Annotated in this window: 20 protein-coding genes and 3 tRNA genes; 19 read left to right on the forward strand and 4 right to left on the reverse strand. The window is 67.8% G+C overall.

All coding sequences use genetic code 11. The annotated features are described in order from the left end of the window. Positions 1-83 precede the first annotated feature (83 nt). Positions 84-965 (reverse strand): formyltetrahydrofolate deformylase, encoded by an 882-nt coding sequence (purU, locus tag C2U31_RS15380; RefSeq protein WP_103273556.1) that lies wholly within the window; start codon positions 963-965, stop codon positions 84-86. A gap of 24 nt (positions 966-989) precedes the next feature. Further along, positions 990-2,261, reverse strand: a complete 1,272-nt coding sequence (gene glyA / locus C2U31_RS15385) for a serine hydroxymethyltransferase (RefSeq protein WP_103273557.1) — start codon at positions 2,259-2,261, stop codon at positions 990-992. Between the two features lie 245 nt (positions 2,262-2,506). On the opposite strand from glyA, the gene C2U31_RS15390 reads away from it, so the two are divergent. The 7 genes from C2U31_RS15390 to C2U31_RS15420 all read left to right on the forward strand — a co-directional run bounded on the left by C2U31_RS15390 (position 2,507) and on the right by C2U31_RS15420 (position 10,885). Then, entirely contained in the window at positions 2,507-3,592 is a 1,086-nt protein-coding gene (locus tag C2U31_RS15390; RefSeq protein WP_103273558.1) for a GlxA family transcriptional regulator, read from the forward strand. Between the two features lie 239 nt (positions 3,593-3,831). Next, on the forward strand, positions 3,832-5,220 hold the full coding sequence (locus C2U31_RS15395) for an L-serine ammonia-lyase (RefSeq protein WP_103273559.1): 1,389 nt from the start codon (positions 3,832-3,834) through the stop codon (positions 5,218-5,220). 13 nt (positions 5,221-5,233) lie between these two features. Continuing rightward, positions 5,234-6,478 (forward strand): sarcosine oxidase subunit beta family protein, encoded by a 1,245-nt coding sequence (locus C2U31_RS15400; protein ID WP_103273560.1) that lies wholly within the window; start codon positions 5,234-5,236, stop codon positions 6,476-6,478. A 19-nt stretch (positions 6,479-6,497) separates the two neighbouring features. Then, positions 6,498-6,806, forward strand: coding sequence for a sarcosine oxidase subunit delta (locus tag C2U31_RS15405; RefSeq protein ID WP_103273561.1), 309 nt, complete (start codon positions 6,498-6,500; stop codon positions 6,804-6,806). After that, positions 6,803-9,814: a sarcosine oxidase subunit alpha family protein gene (locus C2U31_RS15410; protein ID WP_103273562.1), complete on the forward strand. Its 3,012-nt coding sequence runs from the start codon at positions 6,803-6,805 to the stop codon at positions 9,812-9,814. The genes C2U31_RS15405 and C2U31_RS15410 overlap by 4 nt, the downstream gene beginning before the upstream one ends. After that, positions 9,804-10,445: a sarcosine oxidase subunit gamma gene (locus tag C2U31_RS15415; RefSeq protein ID WP_103273563.1), complete on the forward strand. Its 642-nt coding sequence runs from the start codon at positions 9,804-9,806 to the stop codon at positions 10,443-10,445. Before C2U31_RS15410 ends, C2U31_RS15415 begins: the two co-directional genes overlap by 11 nt. Then, entirely contained in the window at positions 10,442-10,885 is a 444-nt protein-coding gene (locus tag C2U31_RS15420; RefSeq protein WP_103273564.1) for a dihydroneopterin aldolase, read from the forward strand. Before C2U31_RS15415 ends, C2U31_RS15420 begins: the two co-directional genes overlap by 4 nt. Before the next feature lie 167 nt (positions 10,886-11,052). Here the strand turns inward: C2U31_RS15420 and C2U31_RS15425 are convergent. Further along, a tRNA-Leu gene (locus C2U31_RS15425) sits at positions 11,053-11,137 on the reverse strand. 256 nt (positions 11,138-11,393) lie between these two features. Here C2U31_RS15425 and C2U31_RS15430 point away from each other — a divergent pair. Both C2U31_RS15430 and C2U31_RS15435 read left to right on the forward strand, forming a co-directional pair. Next, a complete protein-coding gene (locus C2U31_RS15430) occupies positions 11,394-12,146 on the forward strand; it encodes a hypothetical protein (RefSeq protein WP_158658386.1) in 753 nt (250 codons plus the stop codon). Positions 12,147-12,189: 43 nt separating this feature from the next. Beyond that, the gene (locus C2U31_RS15435) at positions 12,190-12,801 is read left to right on the forward strand and encodes a tRNA-uridine aminocarboxypropyltransferase (RefSeq protein ID WP_103273566.1); all 612 of its coding nucleotides are present in this window, start codon (positions 12,190-12,192) and stop codon (positions 12,799-12,801) included. 224 nt (positions 12,802-13,025) lie between these two features. On the opposite strand, the gene C2U31_RS15440 is transcribed toward C2U31_RS15435, so the two are convergent. Further along, positions 13,026-13,110, reverse strand: a tRNA-Leu gene (locus C2U31_RS15440). A 234-nt stretch (positions 13,111-13,344) separates the two neighbouring features. Here C2U31_RS15440 and rnr point away from each other — a divergent pair. From rnr to C2U31_RS15490, 10 genes are all read left to right on the forward strand, one after another. After that, a complete protein-coding gene (gene rnr, locus C2U31_RS15445; protein ID WP_103273567.1) occupies positions 13,345-15,792 on the forward strand; it encodes a ribonuclease R in 2,448 nt (815 codons plus the stop codon). A gap of 344 nt (positions 15,793-16,136) precedes the next feature. Next, positions 16,137-16,874, forward strand: coding sequence for a 23S rRNA (guanosine(2251)-2'-O)-methyltransferase RlmB (rlmB, locus tag C2U31_RS15450; RefSeq protein ID WP_103273568.1), 738 nt, complete (start codon positions 16,137-16,139; stop codon positions 16,872-16,874). A gap of 124 nt (positions 16,875-16,998) precedes the next feature. Then, positions 16,999-18,243, forward strand: a complete 1,245-nt coding sequence (locus C2U31_RS15455; RefSeq protein WP_103273569.1) for a cystathionine gamma-synthase family protein — start codon at positions 16,999-17,001, stop codon at positions 18,241-18,243. 81 nt (positions 18,244-18,324) lie between these two features. After that, positions 18,325-19,005 carry a Fe2+-dependent dioxygenase gene (locus C2U31_RS15460; RefSeq protein WP_103273570.1) on the forward strand — a complete coding sequence of 227 codons (681 nt, stop codon included), beginning with the start codon at positions 18,325-18,327 and terminating at the stop codon, positions 19,003-19,005. A 360-nt stretch (positions 19,006-19,365) separates the two neighbouring features. After that, positions 19,366-19,638, forward strand: a complete 273-nt coding sequence (locus C2U31_RS15465; RefSeq protein ID WP_003812968.1) for an HU family DNA-binding protein — start codon at positions 19,366-19,368, stop codon at positions 19,636-19,638. Between the two features lie 157 nt (positions 19,639-19,795). Beyond that, a tRNA-Val gene (locus C2U31_RS15470) sits at positions 19,796-19,871 on the forward strand. A gap of 431 nt (positions 19,872-20,302) precedes the next feature. After that, entirely contained in the window at positions 20,303-21,085 is a 783-nt protein-coding gene (locus C2U31_RS15475) for an energy transducer TonB (protein WP_103273571.1), read from the forward strand. Position 21,086: 1 nt separating this feature from the next. Next, positions 21,087-22,025, forward strand: coding sequence for a MotA/TolQ/ExbB proton channel family protein (locus tag C2U31_RS15480; RefSeq protein ID WP_103273572.1), 939 nt, complete (start codon positions 21,087-21,089; stop codon positions 22,023-22,025). After that, a complete protein-coding gene (locus C2U31_RS15485) occupies positions 22,026-22,508 on the forward strand; it encodes a biopolymer transporter ExbD (protein ID WP_103273573.1) in 483 nt (160 codons plus the stop codon). A gap of 77 nt (positions 22,509-22,585) precedes the next feature. Next, positions 22,586-23,257 (forward strand): response regulator transcription factor, encoded by a 672-nt coding sequence (locus C2U31_RS15490; protein WP_103273574.1) that lies wholly within the window; start codon positions 22,586-22,588, stop codon positions 23,255-23,257. The last annotated feature ends 70 nt before the right edge of the window (positions 23,258-23,327 follow it).

A 23,327-nucleotide genomic window follows, 5' to 3' on the forward strand; every position in this document is an offset into this window, starting at 1 on the left:
GGGACCGATCCATGCGCGCGGGCGTCATCCCGGGTAGTCGCGCCAACCCCGGGGCCGGCGGCGACTGCCCGGCCTGCCGGCGGCTACAGCACCACCGTCCGGTTGTCGTTGATGAAGACGCGGCGTTCGAGATACAGCCGCACGGCCCGCGCCAGCGCCACGCATTCCATGTCGCGTCCTGCGGCGAGCAACTGCGCGGGGTCGTAGCTGTGGTCCACGCGGTCCACCATCTGTTCGATGATGGGGCCTTCGTCCAGATCCCCGGTCACGAAGTGCGCGGTGGCCCCGATCAGTTTGACGCCGCGTTCGAAGGCCTGGTGATAGGGGCGCGCGCCCTTGAAGCCGGGCAGGAACGAATGGTGGATGTTGATGGCCCGGCCCGCCAGCCGCGCCGTGGCGTCGGGCGACAGCACCTGCATGTAGCGCGCCAGCACCACCAGGTCCGCGCCGCTGTCCTCTACCAGCCGCAGCAGCCGGGCCTCCTGTTCGGGCTTGGTCTGCGGCGTGACGGGCAGGTGGTGGAAGGCGATCGCGTGTTCCCGCGCCAGGGGGAGCAGGTCGGGGTGGTTGGACACGATGGCGGCGATGTCCATGCGCAGCTCGTCCATGCGCCAGCGGAACAGCAGGTCCGCCAGGCAGTGGTCCAGCCTGGACACCATGATGATCACCTTGGGCCGCCGCGTCAGGTCGTACACCTGCCAGGACATGTCGAAGCGCGCCGCGATGTCGGCGAAATCGCGCTTCAAGGCATCCAGTTCCAGCGGCTGCGCCGCCACGCCGTGAAAGATGCAGCGCAGGAAGAAGCGCTGCTTGCTCTTGTCGTCGAAGACCGCCAGTTCATCGACATAGCCGCCGCGCCGGTCCAGGAACCCGACCACGGCGGCGACCTGTCCTGGTTCGCTGGGGCAGGTCAGGGTCAGGCAGAACGGGTGGGGCGTAGGTGTATGGGCGTCCTGGGCGTGCATGGCGGAGGTCCTCTGGCTGGCGACTCAGGCGGCGTCCTGGGTGGGCGCGCCGTACACGGGGTAGCGGCGGCACAGCGCCTGCACTTCATCCGCGACCGTGGCGATGATGGCGGGATTCTGATGATCGTCGAGCACGTCGCAGATCCAGTCCGCCACGTCGCGGACTTCGGCCTCGCCGAAGCCGCGCGAGGTCACGGCTGGCGTGCCGATACGGATGCCGCTGGTGACGAAGGGCGGCTGGGGGTCGTTCGGGACGGCGTTCTTGTTCACGGTGATGCCGGCCTGGCCCAGGGCCGCGTCGGCGTCCTTGCCGGTCAGGGACTTGCCCGTCAGGTCCACCAGCAGCAGGTGGTTGTCGGTGCCGCCGGACACGATCTTGTAGCCCCGGTCCTGGAAGGTGGCGGCCATGGCGCGCGCGTTCGCCAGCACCTGACGCTGGTAGCCGGCGAAATCCGCCTGCTGCGCCTCCTTGAACGCCACCGCCTTGGCCGCGATCACGTGCATCAGCGGGCCGCCCTGGATGCCGGGGAACACCGTCGAGGCGATCTTCTTTTCGATATCCGGATTGGCGCGGCCCATGATGAGACCGCCGCGCGGACCCCGGAGCGTCTTGTGCGTGGTGGTGGTGACGATGTCCGCGTAAGGCACCGGATTGGGATACAGCCCGGCCGCGACCAGGCCGGCCACGTGCGCGATGTCGACGAACAGCCAGGCGCCGACGCTGTCGGCGATCGCGCGCAGCCGGGGGAAATCCAGGTGGCGCGAATAGGCGGAAAAACCGGCCACCAGCATGCGCGGGCGATGCTCCTGCGCCAGCCGGAACAGCGCGTCATAGTCGATCAGGCCCTCGGCGTCGACGCCGTACTGCACGGCCTGGTAGAGCTTGCCCGAGAAATTCACCTTGGCCCCGTGCGTCAGGTGGCCGCCATGCGCCAGGCTCATGCCCGCCACCGTGTCGCCGGGCGTCAGCAGGGCCTGGTAGACCGCCGCGTTGGCCTGCGAGCCGGAATGCGGCTGCACGTTGGCCCAGTCGGCGCCGAACAACGCGCAGGCGCGCTCGATGGCCAGCCGCTCCACCTCGTCCACATGCTCGCAGCCGCCGTAGTAGCGCTTGCCGGGATAGCCTTCCGCATACTTGTTCGTCAATGCCGATCCCTGCGCCTGCAGCACGCGCGGGCTGGCGTAGTTCTCGGAGGCGATCAGTTCGATGTGGTCTTCCTGGCGGCGGGTTTCGGCGCGCATCGCCGCCCACAGCGCCGGATCGAAATCTTCTATGTTCATGCGGGTCGAGAACATGGGACCGTTCCTTGCAGGGAAGTGAGGGGAAAGTGGCCGCGCGCGCTGTCGTCGCGCGATGCGGCGGACTGGACGCAGTACAGCATCGCGGCCCGGCGCGCGACTAGAACGGAACCGCCTCGGCGACGGCATATTCGCGCCAGCCGCGAACTGCCCCTGGCGCCGCATCTCTGGAATAATGGCTCGGCGGCGCCGTCGAGCCGCCACGCACCCTGCCGCACCGTACAAGGGATTCCCGCCACGCCATGAACGCTCCCGACGCGCAGGACGGCGCGCCCGTCCGCTTTGGCATCATCCTGCTGCCGGACTTCACCTTGACGGCCTTTTCGGGGCTGGTGGACGTGCTGCGCCTGGCGAGCGACGAGGGCGACAACAGCCGCCCGCGCCGCTGCTCCTGGGAAATACTGGGAGAGAATCCGCAACCGGTGCGGGCGAGCTGCGGCGTGCAGATTGCGCCCTGGAGCCTGTTCGGCCGTCCCGATGCCTACGACTATCTGGTCGTGGTGGGCGGACTGTTGCGCGCGACGCCCGAAATCAGCAAGGCGACGCTGGATTTCATCCGCGCGGCGGGCGGCTCGCGCACGACGCTGGTGGGGGTGTGCACCGGCGCCTTCGCGCTGATGCGCGCCGGCGTGCTGGACGGGCACCGGGTCTGCGTCAGCTGGTTTCACTACTGGGACTTCCTGGAGCAATTCCCGCAGGCCGACGCCAATCTGCTGGTGGCCGACCGGCTCTACGTCGAGGACCGCCGCCGCATCACCTGCTCGGGCGGTCGCGCTTCGATTGACGTGGGGGCGGCGATCCTGGCGCGCCACGTCCCGCCGGCCGCCGTGCAGAAGGCGCTGCGCATCCTGCAGGTCGACGAACCCGGGCGCTACAACGCGCCGCAGCCGCAGCCGCATCTGCCCGGGGCCGCGCCGTCCAGCCATCCCAAGGTCAGGCGCGCCATCCTGCTCATGGAGCAGCACCTGAGTCAGGCGCTGACGGTGGAAGCGTTGGCGAAGAAACTCGACATGTCGGTGCGGCAGCTTGAGCGCCTGTTCAAGGAAGACACCGGCAAGTCGCCCCAGGCCTACGCGCGCGCGATGCGCCTGGGCGTGGCCGCCTGGATGCTGCGGCAATCCGGCAAGACCGTCGCCGCCATCGCGTCGGCCTGCGGGTTCTCGGATGCGTCCCATATGGGGCGCGAATTCCGCCAGGCCTACGGCGTGCCGCCGGGCGTCTATCGCGCGGGCGGCCGGCAGGAAGCGGCCGGGCCGGCGGCGGGCGCGGCTCCGGCTGATGGGGCCGATTACGCGGAGCTGTTTCCCAACCGCTCGCAGTTTTACTAGGGCAGGTCAGCGCCGGCAAGGGCACGCCGGCAAGGGCACGCCGGCAAGGGCTGGGCTCCGATGCCGGCCGGCAGTCGGCCGCCACGGGCCACTCGCGGCGGCCCCGAGCCCTTGCCGATGCGGCGAGCGCTGGCGGGCCGATCCCTGCGCGATGCCGCATTTGTTCTATCTGCCGCTTGCGCCCTTTGATGTACTGGCGTCCAACGCCGTCCGCACCCCGTGGACGCAGGAACCGCCAGATGAACGTCAGCGCCTTCGACCTGTTCAAGATCGGCATCGGACCCTCCAGCTCGCACACGGTGGGTCCGATGATCGCCGCCAGCCGTTTCGCCGCGCGCCTGGCGCGGACGGGCGCGCTGGCCGCCGTGCGCGGCGTGCGGGTCGAGCTGTACGGCTCGCTGGGCGCGACCGGCAAGGGGCACGGGACCGACAAGGCCGTGATGCTGGGCCTGGAAGGCTGCCTGCCCGACCGCATCGACCCGGACGAGGTCGAGCCGCGCCTGGCGCGGATCCGCCAGGGGCTGTGCCTGGCGCTCGCCGGGACCCACGTCATCGATTTCGAGGAAAAGGCGCATCTGTTCTATTTCCGCCGCCTGCTGGGCGCGGTCCAGGCCGGCGCGCATTCCAATGGCATGCGGTTCCTGGCCGTCGACGGGCAGGGCGGACCGCTGGCGGAGGGCATCTATTACTCGATCGGCGGCGGCTTCGTGGTCGATGGCCAGGGTGGAAAGGGGGACGACGCCGTTGCGCCCGCCGGCCTGCCGCATCCGTTTCGCACCGGCGCCGACCTGCTGGGCGCCTGCCGCGCAAGCGGGCTGTCCATCGCCCAGGTGGTGCTGCGCAATGAGTGCGCGCGGCGCACGCCGTCTGCGGTGCGCGCCGGCCTGCTGGACATCAGGTCGGCGATGAGCGCCTGCGTCGAGCGCGGCTGCCGCATGGAGGGCGAGCTGCCCGGCCCCTTGCGCGTCAAGCGCCGCGCGCCCGAGCTGCGCCGCCAGCTGCGCGCCCGGTCCGAGGAATCGCTGCGCGATCCGCTCGCCATGCTGGATTGGGTCAACCTGTACGCCATGGCCGTCAACGAAGAGAACGCCGCCGGCGGCCGCGTGGTCACCGCGCCGACCAACGGCGCGGCCGGCGTGATCCCGGCGGTGCTGCATTACTACGCGCGCTTCGTGCCGGGCGCGAATGACGACGGCATCGTCGATTTCCTGCTGACCGCCGCCGCCATCGGCGCCATCTACAAGGAAACCGCGTCGATCTCGGGCGCCGAGGTCGGCTGCCAGGGCGAGGTCGGGGTGGCCTGCTCCATGGCCGCGGCGGCGCTGGCGGCGGTGATGGGCGGCACGCCCGAGCAGGTCGAGAACGCGGCCGAGATCGGCATGGAGCACAACCTGGGCATGACCTGCGACCCGGTCGGCGGACGCGTGCAGATTCCCTGCATCGAGCGCAACGCCATGGGCGCGATCAAGGCCATCAACGCCTCGCGCATGGCGCTCAAGGGCGACGGCCAGCACTACGTGCCGCTGGACGCCGTCATCAAGACCATGCGCGAGACGGGAGCCGACATGAAGACCAAATACAAGGAGACGTCGCGCGGCGGCCTGGCCGTGAACGTCGTCGAATGCTGAGGGAGTCCGGGACATGAGCCGTTATTCCATTTTCAGCCTGTTGCGCAACGGGCTGTCCTATCACCAGAACTGGCAGCGCCAGTGGAAGAGTCCGGCGCCGCGCGCCGCCTACGACGTGGTCATCGTCGGCGGCGGCGGCCATGGCCTGGCCACCGCCTATTACCTGGCCAAGGAGCACGGCATCACCAACGTGGCCGTGCTGGAAAAGGGCTGGATCGGGGGCGGCAACACGGCCCGCAACACCACCATCGTGCGTTCCAATTACCTGTGGGACGAATCGGCCGCGCTCTATGAAAAGGCGATGAAGCTGTGGGAAGGGCTGTCGCAGGACCTGAACTACAACGTGATGTTCAGCCAGCGCGGCGTGATGAACCTGGCGCACACCCTGCAGGACGTGCGCGACACCCAGCGGCGCGTGAACGCCAACCGGCTCAACGGCATCGACGCCGAGTTCCTCACGCCCGCCCAGGTCCAGGAAATCGAACCCGCCATCAACCTGGACAGCCGCTACCCGGTGCTGGGCGCGTCGATCCAGCGGCGCGCGGGCGTGGCCCGGCATGACGCGGTGGCCTGGGGCTACGCGCGCGGCGCCGACCGCGCCGGCGTCCACATCATCCAGAACTGCCAGGTGACCGGCATCCGCCGCGAGGGCGGGGCGGTGGTCGGCGTCGAGACCACGCAGGGCTACATCAAGGCCGCCAAGGTCGCCGTGGTGGCCGCCGGCAACACCACCACGCTCGCCGACATGGCCGGCGTGCGCCTGCCACTGGAAAGCCATCCGTTGCAGGCGCTGGTATCCGAGCCGCTCAAGCCGGTGCTCAACTCCGTGATCATGTCCAACGCCGTCCATGCCTACATCAGTCAGTCGGACAAGGGCGATCTGGTCATCGGCGCGGGCATCGACCAGTACACCGGCTTCGGGCAGCGCGGCAGCTTCCAGATCATCGAGGGCACGCTGGGCGCGATCGTGGAAATGTTCCCCGCCTTCTCGCGCGTGCGCATGAACCGCCAGTGGGGCGGCATCGTCGACGTGTCGCCCGACGCCTGCCCCATCATCAGCAAGACCCCGGTCCAGGGGCTGTACTTCAACTGTGGCTGGGGCACGGGCGGCTTCAAGGCCACGCCGGGATCGGGCTGGGTGTACGCCCACACCATCGCGCGCGACGCGCCCCATCCGCTGAACGCGCCGTTCTCGCTGGACCGCTTCTATACCGGCCACCTGATCGACGAGCACGGCGCCGCCGCCGTCGCGCACTGAACCCTGCCTGGAGAGCTGCATGCTGCTGATCGAATGTCCTTACTGCGGCCCGCGCGCGGAGTCCGAATTCTCCTGCGGCGGCGAGGCCGACATCGCGCGCCCGCTGCATCCCGAACAACTCACCGACCGTGAATGGGGCGACTACCTGTTCATGCGCAGGAATCCCCGTGGCCCGCATCGCGAGCAGTGGGTGCACGCGCAGGGTTGCCGCCGCTGGTTCAAGGTGCTGCGCGATACCGTCAGCTACCAGATCCTGGGTTATGAGACCTTCGTGCCGGGCGCGTCCGCCGCCGGGGCCGATGCCGCCGGGCAGGGAGGCGCGCAATGAAACAGGTCGACCGACTGGAGGCAGGGGGGCGCATCGACCGTTCCCAGCCCCTGCATTTCACGTTCAACGGCGTGGCGTACCAGGGGTACCCGGGCGACACGCTGGCCTCGGCGCTGTTGGCCAATGGCCTGCGTTTCGTCGCCCGCAGCTTCAAGTACCACCGCCCGCGCGGCATCGTCGCGGCGGGGGTGGAGGAACCCAACGCCGTTGTGCAGCTCGAAGCCGGGCCATACAGCGTGCCGAATGCGCGCGCCACCGAGATCGAGCTGTACCAGGGCCTGGCGGCGTCCAGCGTGAATGCGGAACCGTCGCTGGAGCGCGACCGCCTGGCCATCAACCAGCGGCTGGCGCGCTTCCTGCCCGCCGGCTTCTATTACAAGACCTTCATGTGGCCGCGCCGCCTGTGGCCCCGTTACGAGGCCAGGATCCGCGCGGCCGCCGGCCTGGGCAGCGCGCCGGATGCCCGCGATGCCGAGCGCTACGACAAGCGCTACGCCCATTGCGATGTGCTGGTGGTGGGCGGCGGACCGGCGGGATTGGCGGCCGCCGACGCGGCAGCCGCGACCGGCGCGCGCGTGATCCTGGTGGACGAACAGCGCGAGCTGGGCGGCAGCCTGTTGTCCTGCCCGGCCGAGATCGACGGCGAGCCGGCATTGCGCTGGGCCGGGCGCGTCGAGGCGGGCCTGCGCCAGCGATCCGATGTCCGGATCCTGACGCGCGGCACGGCCTTCGGCTACCATGACCACAACCTGGTGACCGTCGCCCAGCGGCTGACCGATCATCTGCCGGTGCGGATGCGCGCGGGTTCGCGCGAGCTGCTGTGGAAGATCCGGGCCGGACGGGTGATCCTGGCGACCGGCGCGCACGAGCGTCCGCTGGTGTTCGGCAACAACGACCTGCCTGGCGTGATGCTGGCCTCGGCCGTGTCGGCCTATATCCATCGTTATGGCGTGCTGCCCGGGCGCGATGCGGTGCTGTTCACCAACAATGACCGCGCCTATCAGGCGGCCATCGATCTGGCCGATTGCGGCGCCCGGGTCGTCGTGGTGGATGCCCGCGCCCCGGTCGACGGCATCCTGCCGGACGCCGCCCGGCGCCTGGGCGTGACCGTGATGGCCGGCGCCGTCGTGATGGCCGCGCACGGCAAGCGGCGGGTCGCGTCCGTCGATGTGCACGCGTATGCCAAGGGCCAGTCCGGCGGGCGCGTCGCGACCTTGCCATGCGATCTGCTGGCGATGTCGGGCGGCCTGAGTCCGGTGCTGCACCTGCACGCGCAATCCGGCGGCAAGCCGCAGTGGCTGGAGCGCAAGGCCTGCTTCGTGCCCGGCAAAAGCGTGCAGGCCGAGGCCAGCGTGGGGGCGGCGGCCGGCGAGTTCGACCTGTGTCTCGCGCTGGCGCAGGCAACCCGCGCTGGCGCCGAAGCCGCCAGCGCCGCCGGCTTCTCCGTCTCGACGGCGCTGCCCGTTCCCCGGGCGGCGTCCACCGCCGAGGACGCGCTGATGCCGCTGTGGCTGGCGGGCGGTCCGGACGCGGCCGCGCGCGGCCCCAAGCAGTTCGTCGACTTCCAGAACGACGTGGCGGCGTCCGACATCCTGCTGGCCGCGCGCGAAGGCTTCGAATCCGTCGAGCATGTCAAGCGCTATACGGCGATGGGCTTCGGCACGGATCAGGGCAAGCTCGGCAACATCAACGGCATGGCCATCCTGGCGCAGGCCCTGGGCAAGTCCATCCCCGAGACTGGCACCACCACCTACCGGCCGAACTACACGCCGGTCTCGTTCGGCGCCTTCGCCGGACGCGAGCTGGGCGAGTTCCTCGATCCGGTGCGCAAGACCTGCCTGCATGAGTGGCACGCCGGGCGCGGCGCGCTGTTCGAGGACGTGGGCAACTGGAAGCGGCCCTGGTACTACCCGCGGCGGGGCGAGGACCTGCACGCCGCCGTGCGCCGCGAGTGCCTGGCGGTGCGCAACGGCGTCGGCATCCTGGATGCCTCCACGCTGGGCAAGATCGATATCCAGGGACCGGACGCGGTGGCCTTGCTGAACTGGATGTACACCAATCCCTGGGGCAAGCTCGAGATCGGCAAATGCCGCTACGGGCTGATGCTGGACGAGAACGGCATGGTGTTCGACGATGGCGTCACGACAAGGCTGGGCGAGCATCACTTCATGATGACCACCACCACGGGCGGCGCGGCGCGCGTGCTGTCCTGGATGGAGCGCTGGCTGCAGACCGAATGGCCGCAGCTGAAAGTCCGGCTGGCCTCGGTGACCGATCATTGGGCCACCTTCGCGGTCGCCGGTCCGAAAAGCCGCGCGGTGCTGCGCAAGGTCTGCGGCGACATCGATTTCTCGAACGAGGCGTTTCCCTTCATGAGCTATCGGGACGGCCTGGCCGCCGGCGTTCCGGCGCGCGTGATGCGGATCAGCTTTTCCGGCGAGCGCGCCTACGAGGTGAACGTGCCCGCGAATGCCGGCCGCGCGGTCTGGGAGGCCCTGATGGCGGCGGGCGAGGAATTCGGCATCACGCCCTACGGCACCGAGACCATGCACGTGCTGCGCGCGGAGAAGGGCTACATCATCGTCGGGCAGGACACCGACGGCTCGGTCACGCCGCAGGACCTGGGCATGGGCGGGCTGGTGGCCAAGACCAAGGATTGCCTGGGCAAGCGCTCGCTGGCGCGCTCGGATACGGCCAAGCCGGGGCGCAAGCAGTTCGTGGGCCTCCTGACCGAGGACGCGCAGCGCGTGCTGCCCGAAGGGGCGCAGATCGTCGAGCGCGATCTGCGCGTGACGCCGGGCGAGCCCACGCCCATGATCGGACATGTGACGTCCAGCTACTACAGTCCCATCCTGCGCCGTTCGATCGCGCTGGCGCTGGTGCGGGGCGGCCTGGACCGGATGGGCGAACGCGTCGAAGTGTCGCTGGCCGATGGTCGCGGCGCGATCGCCGTCATCGCCAGCCCGGTTTTCTACGATGCCCAAGGGGAGCGACAGCATGCGGAGTGAAACGGATATGGTGGCGGCCGCCGGCACGGCGCGCGGCGGCGCGGGGGGCCTGATGCTGGAGTCGCCGCTCGTCGGCGTGGCGGATCTGCTGCGGGCGCAAGAAGGGGCGTCAACCCGATTCGCGTTGCGCGAACGCGCGTTTCTCGATCTGGTGAACGTCAGGGGCGAGCCCTCCGACGCTGCCTTCGTCGAGGCCGTCGCCGCCGTGGCGGGCCTGCGCCTGCCAGCCGAACCCAATACCGTGGCGCGCGGCGAACGTTACGACGCGCTATGGCTGGGGCCGGACGAATGGCTGCTGCGTTCGGTCGAGCCGGCGCCGGCCGGCGGGCTGCATGCGCGCCTGTCCTCGGCCCTGGCCGGCGCCGACGCGGCGGCGGTGGACGTGGGCAGCGGCTACACGGTGCTGGAAATCAGCGGCGCGCAGGCGCGCGAGGCGCTGGCCCGTGGCTGCCCGTTGGACCTGCACCCGCGCGTGTTCAAGACCGGGCAATGCGCGCAGAGCCATTTTTTCAAGACGGCGATCGTGCTCGCACCCACGGGCGACGAGCGCACGGATCTGGTCGTGCGCCGCAGCTTCGCCGACTATTTCTGTCGCATCCTGCTCGACGCCGCGGCGCCCTTGCTCGCATGAACTCGTTGCGAGACGCGCCGCGTGACGTGCTGGACGACGCGGATGCGCGGGCCTGGGCGCGCGGCTGGACCGTGTTCGTCGACGGCTACACCGTGGCGGCCCGGATCGGCCTCTATCCGCATGAGCATCTGGCGCCCCAGCCCATCGTGATCGACGCGCGGCTCGGCTGCCTGGGCGAGCCCGACGAGGACGGCGTCTGGATCGACTACGACGGTTTCTGCGCGCGCGTGGCGGCGTTTCTTGCCGGCAGGCCGCATACCCGGCTGCTCGAAACCCTGGTGGCGGACCTGGCGGCGCTGTCGTTCCAGACCTGGCCCGCGCTGGGCGCGCTGACGCTGGCCGTGCACAAGCCGGGCATCCGGCCCGATGCGCGGCGCGTCGGCGTGGCGCTGGCGTGGACGCGGGACGATTATCTGCGCTGGTGCGCGGGGAAGGGATAAAAGCGGGATGCGAGGCCGGCGGTCGTTGCCCAGGGCAGAAAGCCAGGGGCTGATGTCAGGGGGGCCTGAATCGGATGCGGTTTCGGCCGCGGCAAAGAAAAAACCCCACATGTTTTCACATGCGGGGTTTTTTGGCGCATCACGCAGGTAATTCGTGATGTAGTAATTGGTGCCCAGGAGAGGACTCGAACCTCCACACCTTGCGGCACATGGACCTGAACCATGCGCGTCTACCAATTCCGCCACCTGGGCGCTGTTGCTTCACTTGCTACGTTTTCGCTTTCGCGTTGCGTTTCTTGTTCAGCAGCAGAGGAACGAGATTATGCATACTTTTTTTGAAGTGTGCAAGTCATCTGGCGTTTTTTTTAACTATTTCTTGTCGGGGCCCGTTGAGGGGGGGGGGGGGCGTCATGCGGGGATGGGCATGTGGTACCTTGGCGGCCGGTGGGCAGGCCCATCCGCGCCGCGCGGCCATCTGGCCTGGTTCCTTGCCAGCCGGCGTCAACTCGTGGAACTCTACATCAACGCCATGGCAAGCTCTCCCGAGCGTCTTCTCCAGCAATTCATCGAGGACGAATCCTCGGCGCTTGGGCGCGGCGAGCGAGGCGCCTTCTACCCCGACAACCATCACCTGATCACGCCGCTGATCGTTCGCGCGCCCAGGCTCTTGTCCGAGGAAGACCGGGTCGAGCTGTATTTCCACCTGCTCAGGGGGAATGTGTGCCCGTCGATCAAGACGGAAGGCGAGTTCGAACTGCTCCGCGCGGCCCATGCGCGCGTGCTGCCGCTGCAGTCCGAGGGCTACCCGGTGTGTACGCTGCCACGCGCCCGGGGCTTGTTTCTTTTTGGCCTGGATGATCGGGGCGCGTTGCCGGACGAACCGCCGGCCGCGCTGGCGTCCTATATCGGACATCTGGCGTTCTGGCGCTATGCGGACTCGTTCTGGCACATGCCGGGAATGCTGAAGAAACGCGCAAAGTTCGTGGAGCTTGCGCAGGATGGGGCGCGGCTTGCCCGCGTCCGGAAAGTCCTGCTCGGCATGCGGCTGCGCGAGGACCTGCCGATGGCGACGTGCCTGTGGTTCTGGTCATTCGTTTTCCTGGCGCTGCAGGACGAGGCGGCGGGGGCGGAAGTGATCGACAAGATCCTGGCCGAGGATGTTTCCGTCGAGGATGGGGAATTGATCCGTTCCTGCCTGCTGCGATATCTGGCCGCGTCCGAGCGGCCCGGGCTGGCGGCGCGTGTCGAGGCGCGTCCGTGACGGGCGGGCGGCTATCCGGACGGCTATCTATATAGTGTCGGCCATGTTCCGTTCCGTCTGTCTGCGCTGCAAGCGCCCCGAATCCCATTGCCTGTGCGCGTCGATCCCGGCGCTCGCGCCGCGCACTCGCGTCGTGGTGCTGCAACACCCGAGCGAAGCGCGCCATCCGCTGAACACGGCCCGGCTGGCCGTGCTGGGGCTGGCCGGCGCGCGCCTGCTGGTGGGGGAGCGCTACACGCCGCAGGACTGGATGGCGCCCGGCTACGCGCCGCACCTGCTGTTTCCCGGTCCCGGGGCGCGGGTGCTGGGGCAGGGTATGGACGGCGGCGAGCCGGCGCGGCCCATCCAGCTGATCGTGCCCGACGGCACCTGGACGCACGCGCGCAAGCTGGTGCGCCTGAATCCCGAGCTGGCCGCGCTGCCGCGCGTCATGCTGCAGGAGGGCCTGACGTCGCGCTACCGGGTGCGCCATGCCGACATCGACGGCGCCCTGTCATCCATCGAGGCCATCGTGCATGCGCTCAACGCGATCGAGGCGCCGGCGCGTTTCGACGCGCTGCTCGATCCCTTTGAACGCATGATCGATCTGCAGATCGAGGGCATGGGAGAGCATCTGTATGCGCGGCATCACCTGATGCGCAAGCCACGGCGCTAGCGTGGTGGCGGCAATGGTGCATTTTTTTACCTGTGCCTGTGCCTGTGCCCGTGGCCGTAGGGAAGGGCGTACAGCGTGGGCAGGGTGTATATCGCGACCAGGGCGCCCGCCCGGCATCGTCCAAATACCAGGGCGCAAAGCAAAAGCCCCGGAATCTTGCGATTTCCGGGGCTTTGAGCCTTTTATTTTCAGAACGAAATGAATTCGTGCTGAGTAGAATTCCGTGGTGCCCAGGAGAGGACTCGAACCTCCACACCTTGCGGCACATGGACCTGAACCATGCGCGTCTACCAATTCCGCCACCTGGGCACTGAATAAAGAGATGTCAGGACTTTGTGATACGCTGCCGTTCAATTCAATCAAGACTACAGTCTTGCTGATTCAAACTTTGGTAGCGCCGCGATCACACTATTTTTTCGGTTGGTCTTACAATCTGGTTTTTGAAACACAGCTTGCAAACTTCACCGGCCCTTCTCTTTCGCTTTCAGTGTTCAGCCTTGGGCGAACCACAGAAGCTGCGCATTATATACGGAAATTTTAGCTTTGGCAAAACGATCGAATAACGACTCGAATAACAATAGATCAACCTCCTTGCCCGAAGCGCCTCCCGACTTCGATCCTGATGTTCCGTCTCGCGAAGCCATATTGAAGGCGTTGCGCGGCGCGGGGGCGCCCTTGTCGCCGGCCGAGCTGGCCGAGCGCATGGGCGTCGAGCGCGAGGCGACCATGGTCGGCTTCGAGCGCCGCCTCGCCGCCATGGAACGCGACGGCCAACTGATGCCCAACCGCAAGGGCGTGCTGCTGCTGGCCACCAAGCTGGACTTCGTGGCGGGCAAGGTGCTGGGCCACCGCGACGGTTTCGGCTTCCTGCTGCGCGACGACGGCGGCCCGGACCTGTTCCTGTCGCCGCGCGAGATGCTCAAGGTGCTGCATGGCGACCGCGTGCTGGTCAAGCCGGGCGGCGAGTATCGCGGCAAGCCCGAAGGCACCATCGTCGAGGTCATCGAGCGCCGCACCAACAAGCTGGTCGGCCGTTTCCTGCATGAGCATGGCCTGTCCATCGTGGTGCCGGAAGACCAGCGCATCAAGCACGACATCCTGATCCCGCCCAGCGACACCAACGGCGCCCAGCACGGGCAGGTGGTGTCGGTCGAGATCATGGCGCAGCCCACCCGCCACACGCAGCCGCTGGGCCGCGTGTCCGAGGTGCTGGGCGAGATCGACGATCCCGGCATGGAGATCGAGATCGCGGTGCGCAAGTTCGACGTGCCGGTGGAATTCTCCGAAGCCGCCCGCAAGCAGGCCGCGCGCCTGCCCGACGTGGTTCGCAAGAGCGACCTGAAAGACCGCGTCGACCTGCGCGACGTGCCGCTGATCACCATCGACGGCGAGGACGCCCGCGACTTCGACGACGCCGTCTACTGTGAGCCGGTTGAACTGGGCACGGGCCAGCGCAAGCGCCCGGGCTGGCGCCTGCTGGTGGCGATCGCCGACGTCAGCCACTACGTGCGGCCCGGCGACGCGCTGGACGATGACGCGCTCGAGCGCGGCACCAGCGTCTATTTCCCGCGCCGGGTCATCCCGATGCTGCCGGAATCGCTGTCCAACGGCCTGTGCTCGCTGAACCCCGAGGTGGACCGCCTGGTGCTGGTCTGCGACATGGTCATCCCGGCCAGCGGCGCCAAGGCCGGCACGGTCACCGCCTACCAGTTCTACAACGCGGTCATGTACTCGCATGCCCGCACCACCTACACCAACATCTGGGCCGCGCTGCAACAGCCCGGCGGGCCGGCCGCGCATGCCATGCGCTCGGTCATGCCGCAGGTGCAGCACCTGTACGAGCTTTACCAGCTGCTGGCGCAGGGCCGCAAGAAACGCGGCGCCATCGATTTCGACACGGTCGAGACCAAGATCGTCTGCAACGAGCTGGGCCGCATTGAGCAGATCGCGCCGTCGGTGCGCAACGACGCGCACAAGCTGATCGAAGAGTGCATGCTGGCCGCCAACACCTGCGCGGCCGACTTCATGACGCGCAGCAAGCATCCCGGCCTGTACCGCATCCACGAAGGCCCGACGCCGGAACGTCTGCAGTCGCTGCGCGAGTTCCTGCGCACCATGGGCCTGTCGACGCTGGGCGGGGGCGAAACGCCCACGGCCAAGGACTACGGCGACTTCCTGGATAGCGTGCGCGGCCGTCCCGATTACCAGCTGCTGCAGACCATGTGCCTGCGCTCCATGCAGCAGGCCATCTACAGCCCGGACAATCTCGGCCACTTCGGCCTGGCCTATCCCGGCTACAGCCACTTCACGTCGCCGATCCGCCGCTATCCCGACCTGCTGACGCATCGCGTCATCAAGGCGCTGCTGGCCGGCCAGCGCTATGTGCCCAGCCTGGACGACCACGCGGTGGTCATCGGCCGCACCCAGCGCGAGCACGAGCACGCCATCTGGGAAAAACTGGGCCTGATGCTGTCGGCCTGCGAGCGGCGCGCCGACGAAGCCTCGCGCGACGTCGAGGCCTGGCTCAAGTGCTGGTTCGTCAAGGAGCGCGTGGGCGAGGACTTCAGCGGCACGGTCACGGGCGTGGCCAGCTTCGGCATCTTCGTCACGCTGGATACGCTGCACGTCGAAGGGCTGGTGCATGTGTCGGAACTGGGCGGCGAGTACTTCCAGTTCAACGATGCGCTGCACGAGCTGCGCGGCGAACGCACCGGCATGCGCTACCGCCTGACCGACAAGGTGCAGGTGCAGGTGTCGCGCGTGGACCTGGAAGCGCGCCGCATCGAGTTCCGCCTGGTCCAGGGCACCAGCTTCGACGCCTTGCGCAAGGCGGCGGCGCGCGGTCCGGACGACGGCTCGCGCCGCGTCAAGAAGGCGGCGGCGCCCAAGCCGGCGGCCCTGAAGGGCCAGACCGCCAAGGTGCGCCGCGCCGAGGCCAAGAAGGCCGGCCGGCCCGCCAAGCACGCGGCGGCGAAAAAGCCAAAGAGGTAGGCCCACCCCCGAGGCGCTACGCGCCTCCCCCCTCAAGGGGGCGCCGCGACGGACCGGCAAAGCCGGCTCCGTGCGGCCCCGATTGGGGCGGCGCGCAGGGGGAGGGCGTGGCGCTTGTCTTCTTGGCTTTTCTTCTTGCCTTGGCGCCGGGTGGTTTTTGGCGGGAACGAGGCGTTTCGTGTGGCGAGGGCGTTCACGGCGATCCTGGGCGCGTGTCCCATTATTGCGAGACAGTCGTTGGCCGCCGCCCCTTAAGGGGTAACATTGCGGCTATGGCCGGCGCTGTCCGGCGGCCCGTCCCGGTGTGGGGCGGGTATTCGTTTTTCTAAAGGTATTGCATAGTTATGGCGTCGACCCAAGTCCTGGCCGGGTTTCACGCGGTGGTCGCGCGGCTGCGCCACGCGCCCGATTCGATCAAGGAAATCTACGTAGAAGCGTCGCGCCGCGACAAGCGCATGCAGACGTTCATCGAGCAGGCCGAGCGCGCCGGCTGCCGCCTGCATCCGGTCGGCATGGAGCGCCTGGACGGCCTGGCGCGCGGCACCCGCCACCAGGGCGTGGTGGCGCTGGCCGAAGAACGCCAGCTGGCGGTGGACGTCGATGAAGTGCTCGATGTGATCGAAGGGCCGCCGCTGCTGCTGATCCTGGACGGCGTGACCGATCCGCACAACCTGGGCGCCTGCCTGCGCACGGCCGACGCGGCCGGCGTGCACGCGGTGATCGCGCCGCGAGACCGCGCGGTGGGCCTGAACAGCACCGTCCAGCGTGTGGCCTGCGGCGCCGCCGACACCGTGCCCTACCTGATGGTCACCAATCTGGCGCGCACCATGCGCAGCCTGAAGGACCGCGGCGTGTGGCTGGTCGGCACCGACGACCAGGCCAGCGACAGCATGCACCGGATCGACGCGCGCCAACCCATGGCCTGGGTCATGGGGGCGGAAGGCGAGGGCATGCGCCGCCTGACCCGCGAGACCTGCGACCAGCTCGTCAATATTCCCATGCTGGGTTCGGTGGAAAGCCTGAACGTCAGCGTGGCCAGCGCCGTCTGCCTGTACGAGACCGTGCGCCAGCGGCAAGCCTGATTTTTCGCAGTCTTCACGCAGTTTTTCGCAGTATTCATGCCGCCGGGGCCTGCAAGCCCCGGCGGGATTTCGCCGCGATGCGCGGCGGCCCCGGGTTTCCGTCCACCAGAACTGATCGTCAATCATGCGCCAGAACGGCTTCACCACCACCATCCTGCACTCCGACCGCCATCAATCCGTCGAGCACGGAGCGGTGCACAAGCCCATGCATCCGTCGTCCGAGTTCGCCTACGAAGACGCGCGTGAACTGGCCGCCGTGTTCCAGGGCAAGGCCGGCTTCACCTACGCGCGCCAGGGCACGCCCACGACCACGGCGCTGGAAGCCAAGATCACGCAAATGGAGGGCGGCAAAGGGTCGGTCAGTTTCTCGACGGGCATGGCGGCGCTGTCCGCGATCTTCACCACGCTGCTGCGCCGGGGCGATCACCTGGTGTCCAGCCAGTATGTGTTCGGCAACACCAACAGCCTGCTGGGCACGCTGCTGGAACTGGGCGTGGAAATCAGCTTCGTGGACGCGACCGACTCGGCGCAGGTGCGCGAGGCGATCCGGCCGAATACCCGCATGGTGTTCACCGAGACCATCGCCAACCCCGGCACGCAGGTGGCCGACCTGGCGGTGATCGGCGAGATCTGCCGCGAGCGCGGCCTGGTCTATGTGGTGGACAACACGCTGACCTCGCCGTGGATGTTCCGGCCGTCGTCGGTGGGGGCGTCGCTGGTCATGAACTCGCTGTCCAAGTACATCGGCGGCCATGGCAACGCGCTGGGCGGCGCGGTCACGGACACCGGGCTGTACGACTGGAGCGGCTACGGCAACATCTATGAGGCCTACCGCAAGGGGGCGGCCACCGGCTGGGGCCTGACGCAGATCAAGAAGAAGGGCCTGCGCGACATGGGCGGCACGCTGGCGGCCGAGCCGGCGCACCGCATCGCGGTCGGCGCCGAGACGCTGGCGCTGCGCATGGCCAAGCATTGCTCGAATGCGCTGGCGCTGGCGCGTTTCCTGGAATCGCATCGTGGCGTGGCCAAGGTGCACTATCCCGGCCTGGAGAGCCATCCGCAGCACGCGCGCGCCGCGGCGCTGTTCGGCTCGCGCTTCGGCGGCCTGCTGGGCGTGGAGCTGGCCGATGGCGTGGACTGCTTCGATTTCCTGAATCGCCTGCGCATCGTGCTGATGGCCACGCACCTGGGCGACACGCGCAGCCTGGCGCTGCCCGCCGCCCACACCATCTATTACGAAATGGGCGCCGAGCGGCGCCAGCAGATGGGCATCGCCGACAGCCTGATCCGCGTCTCGGTGGGCATCGAGGACGAGGGCGACCTGCTGTTTGACTTCGATCAGGCGCTCAACGGCTGCCTGCAAGGATAATTCAGGACATTCGCGCGGGGCGGCCTGTTCGGCCCTCGCGGCGCGTGTCCGCGCAAGCATTGCAGGAATCAAGGTCAGACCATGCTGATACAGATCGCCGATGTCTTCACGCCCGAGGAGGCCGCCGAGATTCGCCGCCGCCTGGACGCGGCCGAGTGGGTGGACGGCAAGGTGACCGCGGGCTACCAGTCCGCCGAGGTCAAGCGCAACCGCCAGCTGCCCGAGCAGCATCCGCTGGCCCAGGAACTGGGCAACCTGATCCTGCAGCGGCTGAGCGCCAACAACCTGTTCATGTCGGCGGCGTTGCCGCGCAAGATCTTTCCGCCGCTGTTCAACCGCTACGAGGGCGGCGAGGCCTTCGGCTATCACGTCGACAACGCGGTGCGCGCGCTGTCCGGCGGGTCCGAGCGCGTGCGCACCGATCTGTCGGCCACGCTGTTCTTTTCCGAGCCCGATTCCTACGATGGCGGCGAGCTGGTGATCGACGACACCTATGGCCCGCGCGCGGTCAAGCTGCCGGCCGGACACATGGTGCTATATCCCGGCACCAGTCTTCACAAAGTGAATCCCGTCACGCGCGGCGCGCGCGTCAGCTCTTTCTTCTGGATGCAGAGCCTGGTGCGCGAGGACAGCCAGCGCGCGCTGCTGCTGGACATGGACGTGGCCATACAGCGCCTGAACCAGGACGCCGCGGGGCATCCGTCCATCGTGCAACTGACGGGCATCTATCACAACTTGCTGCGTCGCTGGGTCGACGTCTGAGCACGGCGCGCGAGGCGTGCGAACGCTGTCGCGCAAACCCCGAAATGCGCGTTTTTGTTTATTGCGAAATCGGCTAAAAGCTAGTATTGGCGCGGGTTGTGGTGAGGTTTTTGCTTGACAGTCGCCCGGGGCCAGGGCCTAATACACGTCTGCGTCGCTGGGGGTTCGACGGCTTTTTGCCGTCCAACTTCAAGCGGCGCAGCAGTTTAAAAGTTGTGCTTTGCAGCGCAAGAAAAAGTTTATCCACTAGTCTGTTCGTCGTTTGCCGGTGCGTTCGCGTTAAGACGCGTGCCGTTCCAATGTGACCGTCATGCAGTCGGGTTCCGGCAAACTCACATACCTTGTGAGGGGTACATCTGAATGAACAAAACCGAACTCATCGATCACATCGCCAGCAAGGCCGACATCTCGAAGGCTGCCGCCGGCCGTTCGCTCGACGCCCTGATCGGTGCCGTCAAGACCACCCTGAAGAAGGGCGGCACGGTCACGCTGGTTGGCTTCGGCACGTTCGCCGTGTCGGCTCGCGCTGCGCGCACCGGCCGTAACCCGCGCACCGGCGAGACCATCAAGATCAAGAAGGCCAAGGTGCCGAAGTTCCGTCCCGGCAAGGCCCTGAAGGACGCCGTCAACTAATTGACGAGGCGGATCGGGCTGGCCACGGCGCCAGCTGATTTGCCGACAGATACGCGGTCCGGTATACTCCGGCCCGCGTATTGCTTTTGAGTACCCCGTCGGCCTTTTCATGTGTAGTCCAGCAATGGCTGCGCGTCGGAAATTCCGGCAACCTGACGGGTGCTTAGCTCAGTTGGTAGAGCGGCGCCCTTACAAGGCGTAGGTCACAGGTTCGACCCCTGTAGCACCCACCAGAAGCACGCAAGACTGAAAACCCGCACATATCGATGGTGCGGGTTTTTTGTTTGGGGCGGCGTGCTGTCCTTGCTGTTCCTGTTGGTCGTTCCATCGGATCGTTTCATCGCGCGCGCTTTTGCCGTGTCCGCGTTCCATGTGTCGCATCGTCCGGCGCCGTTTTATGCAGTCCCGATTTCATGTCGCGTGTTCCTGCGTCATGTTGCGCGCAGGCGATGGGGCAGGCGATGCGGCGTTCGCGCGCACGGCCCGCCAGGCGCCGCCATGCGCGGCGTCAAGCATGTGATTAAGTATCAGACGAAATAGGACGTGCGAATCATTCGCATTTAAGCTATGATGCTTGGCTTGTACCGGTCAGCCGGCGTCGCCTTGCGGTGCGCGTCATTCGGGTCTGGCTGGCCAGATAAGTCCATGTGCCCCCGGCTGATTCATGCCTAGCTTTCAACACGGTTCGAACGCCTCATCGCCGTCCTCTTCCATCGGTTTACGCGCAGGCGCCGGCCTGGTGGTCCTTGCCTTGCATGCGGCCGTCGTCGGCGCCATTTTCATGGCGCCTCCCGAAGCGCCGAAGCTGGAGCAGCCCGAGACCATCATGGTGAGCGTGATCGAGGCGCCGGTGGCGCAGGTCGCCAAGGCCGAGGAACCCGCGCCGGAAGCGCCGCAGCCGGTCGTCGAGCCGCCGCCCGAGCCGCAGGCCGAGCCTGAACCGGAAACCAGGCCGGAACCGGAACCCGAACCCGAGCCGGTGGTCGAAAAGCCGCCGATGCCCGCGCCCAAGCCGAAGCCCAAACCCAAGCCCAAGCCGCAGCCCAAGCAGGAAGCGCCCAAGCAGGAACCCAAGCCGGACACGCCGCCCGCGCAGCCCACCGGCGCGCCCGAAGGCAGCCAGGCCACGCAAAGCCCGCAGCAGGGGCCGCCGCCCGACCAGCCGGAGCTGGTGTCCAGCGTCGAGTACCTGGGCGCCAAGCCCTCCGCCAACTATCCTATGGCGTCGCGCCGCATGCGCGAGGAAGGCCGGGTGGTGGTGCTGGTGGAAATCAACAACCAGGGCCTGGTCGTGAGCGCGCGCGTCGATTCTTCTTCCGGTTCGCCGCGCCTGGACGAGGCGGCGCTGGCCGCCATCCGCAAGGCCCGCTTCAAGCCCTATACCCGTAATGGCGTGGCCTATGCCGCCAAAGCCAAAATTCCTTTCGATTTCGTAATGAGGAACTGAGATGTCCAACGCAATGCATGGCGCCACGCTGGTGGCGCAGGCGACCACCAGCCCGGCCGCGCCGGCTGCCGCCCAGCAAGCCGCCACGGCGGCCGGCGGCGTGGCGCAGCAGGCCGCCGGCGCCGTCCAGCAGACCGCCGACGCGCTGCACGGCGCGGCCGCCGCGCTGCCCGCCGCCTCGGCGCCGCCCGTGGCCACGCCGGACATGGGCTTCCTGCATTTCGTCGCGCAGAGCGACTTTGTCGGCAAGAGCCTGTTCGTCATCCTGATCCTGATGTCGCTGGTCACCTGGTACCTGATCCTGGTCAAGGTCGCCAGCAACGTCAGCATGCGCAAGCGCTCGCGCGACTTCCTGAACAAGTTCTGGAACGCCAGCTCGCTTGAGCAGGTCGAGAACGAAATCGTCACGCACGGCGCGCGTGATCCCTTCTCGCACCTGGCCAGCCACGCCATGCACGCGCAGGCGCATCACAACAAGTTCGGCGCCACCAAGCTGGAGGAATCCGGCTCCAGCTCCGAGTTCGTCACCCGCACCATGCGCAAGGTCATCGACGAGGAAACCGCCAAGCTCGAAAACGGCCTGACGGTGCTGGCCTCGGTCGGTTCGACCGCGCCCTTCGTGGGCCTGTTCGGCACGGTCTGGGGCGTGTATCACGCGCTGGTGGGCATCGGCCTGTCCGACGGCGTGACCATCAACCGCATCGCCGGTCCGGTGGGCGAGGCCCTGATCATGACCGGCCTGGGCCTGGCGGTGGCGATTCCGGCGGTTCTGGCGTACAACACCTTCGTGCGCAACAACCGCGTGTTCCTGTCTCGCCTGGACGCGTTCGCGCATGACCTGTTCGCGTTCCTGACCACCGGCCAGCAAGTCGCGTTGTCCGACGGCAAGGTGCGCGCCCTGCGTCGCCAGAGCGGCGGCGCCCAACGCGGGAGCGAATAAATGGCCTTTGGCAGCTTCGAGGGCAAGGGGGGCGGCTCCAGTACCGTCTCCGAGATCAACATGGTGCCCCTGATCGACGTCATGCTGGTGCTGCTGGTGATCTTCATCATCACGGCGCCGCTGCTGGCGCACTCGATCAAGATCAACATGCCCCAGGTGGCGGCCGAGCTGATCGAGGAAGAGCCCAAGACCGTGGACCTGGCCATCGACGCCAGCGGCGCGCTGTTCTGGGACGAGAAGCCGGTCAACATCGACGACCTGCCGAATCGCTTCAAGGCGCTGGCCGGCGACAAGCCGCAGCCCGAGATCCGCATCCGCGCTGACCAGAACACCCGCTACGAGACGCTGGCCAAGGTCATGGCCTCGGCCCGTCGTTCCGGCATGACACGCATTGGTTTTGTCACCACGCCGCCGTCCGGCGGCAACGGCCAGGGCGGCGCGGCGGAGCAGGGCGGCGCGCCGGCGCCAGCCCCCGCCCGCTGAACCGGATATTGAACGAATCCCGATCACGGGGCGCCGCTGGCGCCCCGTTTTCGTCGGGATCGCGCTAGAATCCCGGCATGCGAGTTCTGGTAATCGAAGACGACACCACCCTGGGCCACGCGCTCCAGGAATTCCTGGCCGACCAGGGGTATGCGGTCGACTGGCTGACCGAAGGCGACCGCGTGCTCGGCGCGCTGGCCGGCCAGCCATACGACCTGCTGCTGCTCGACCTCAACCTGCCTGGCATGAGCGGCCTGGATGTGCTGCGCCAGCTGCGCCAGGACGGCAACCAGGTTCCCGTGCTGATCCTGACCGCCCGCGACGGCATCGACGATCGCGTGGCCGGGCTGGATGCCGGCGCCGACGACTACGTCACCAAGCCCTTTGAACTGCCCGAGCTGGCCGCGCGCGTGCGCGCCTTCGGTCGTCGCCGCGCCGGACAGGCGCAGCCGCTGATCGAGGTCGGTCCGCTGAGCTTCGACACCGTCGGCCGTGAAGTGCGGGCCAACGGCCAGCGCCTGGCGCTGTCGGTGCGCGAACTTTCCGTGCTGGAGATGCTGATGGCCCGCGTGGGCCGTGTCGTGACCAAGCGGCAGATCGTCAATTCGCTGTCCGCCTGGGATGCCGATTTCAGCGAAAATGCCGTCGAGGTCTATGTGTACCGCCTGCGCAAGCGCCTGGAAGGCACCGGCGCCAGCATCCAGACGGTGCGTGGTTTCGGCTATATGCTGGATGTCGAAGCGGCCTGACGGCCGTTTGCGGTCGCCCCGCGCCGGCCGCGACCATCCTCCCGCCTACCCTGAGGGCTCCGGGCCATGA

Source organism: Achromobacter sp. AONIH1, assembly GCF_002902905.1.
Lineage (GTDB): Bacteria > Pseudomonadota > Gammaproteobacteria > Burkholderiales > Burkholderiaceae_B > Achromobacter.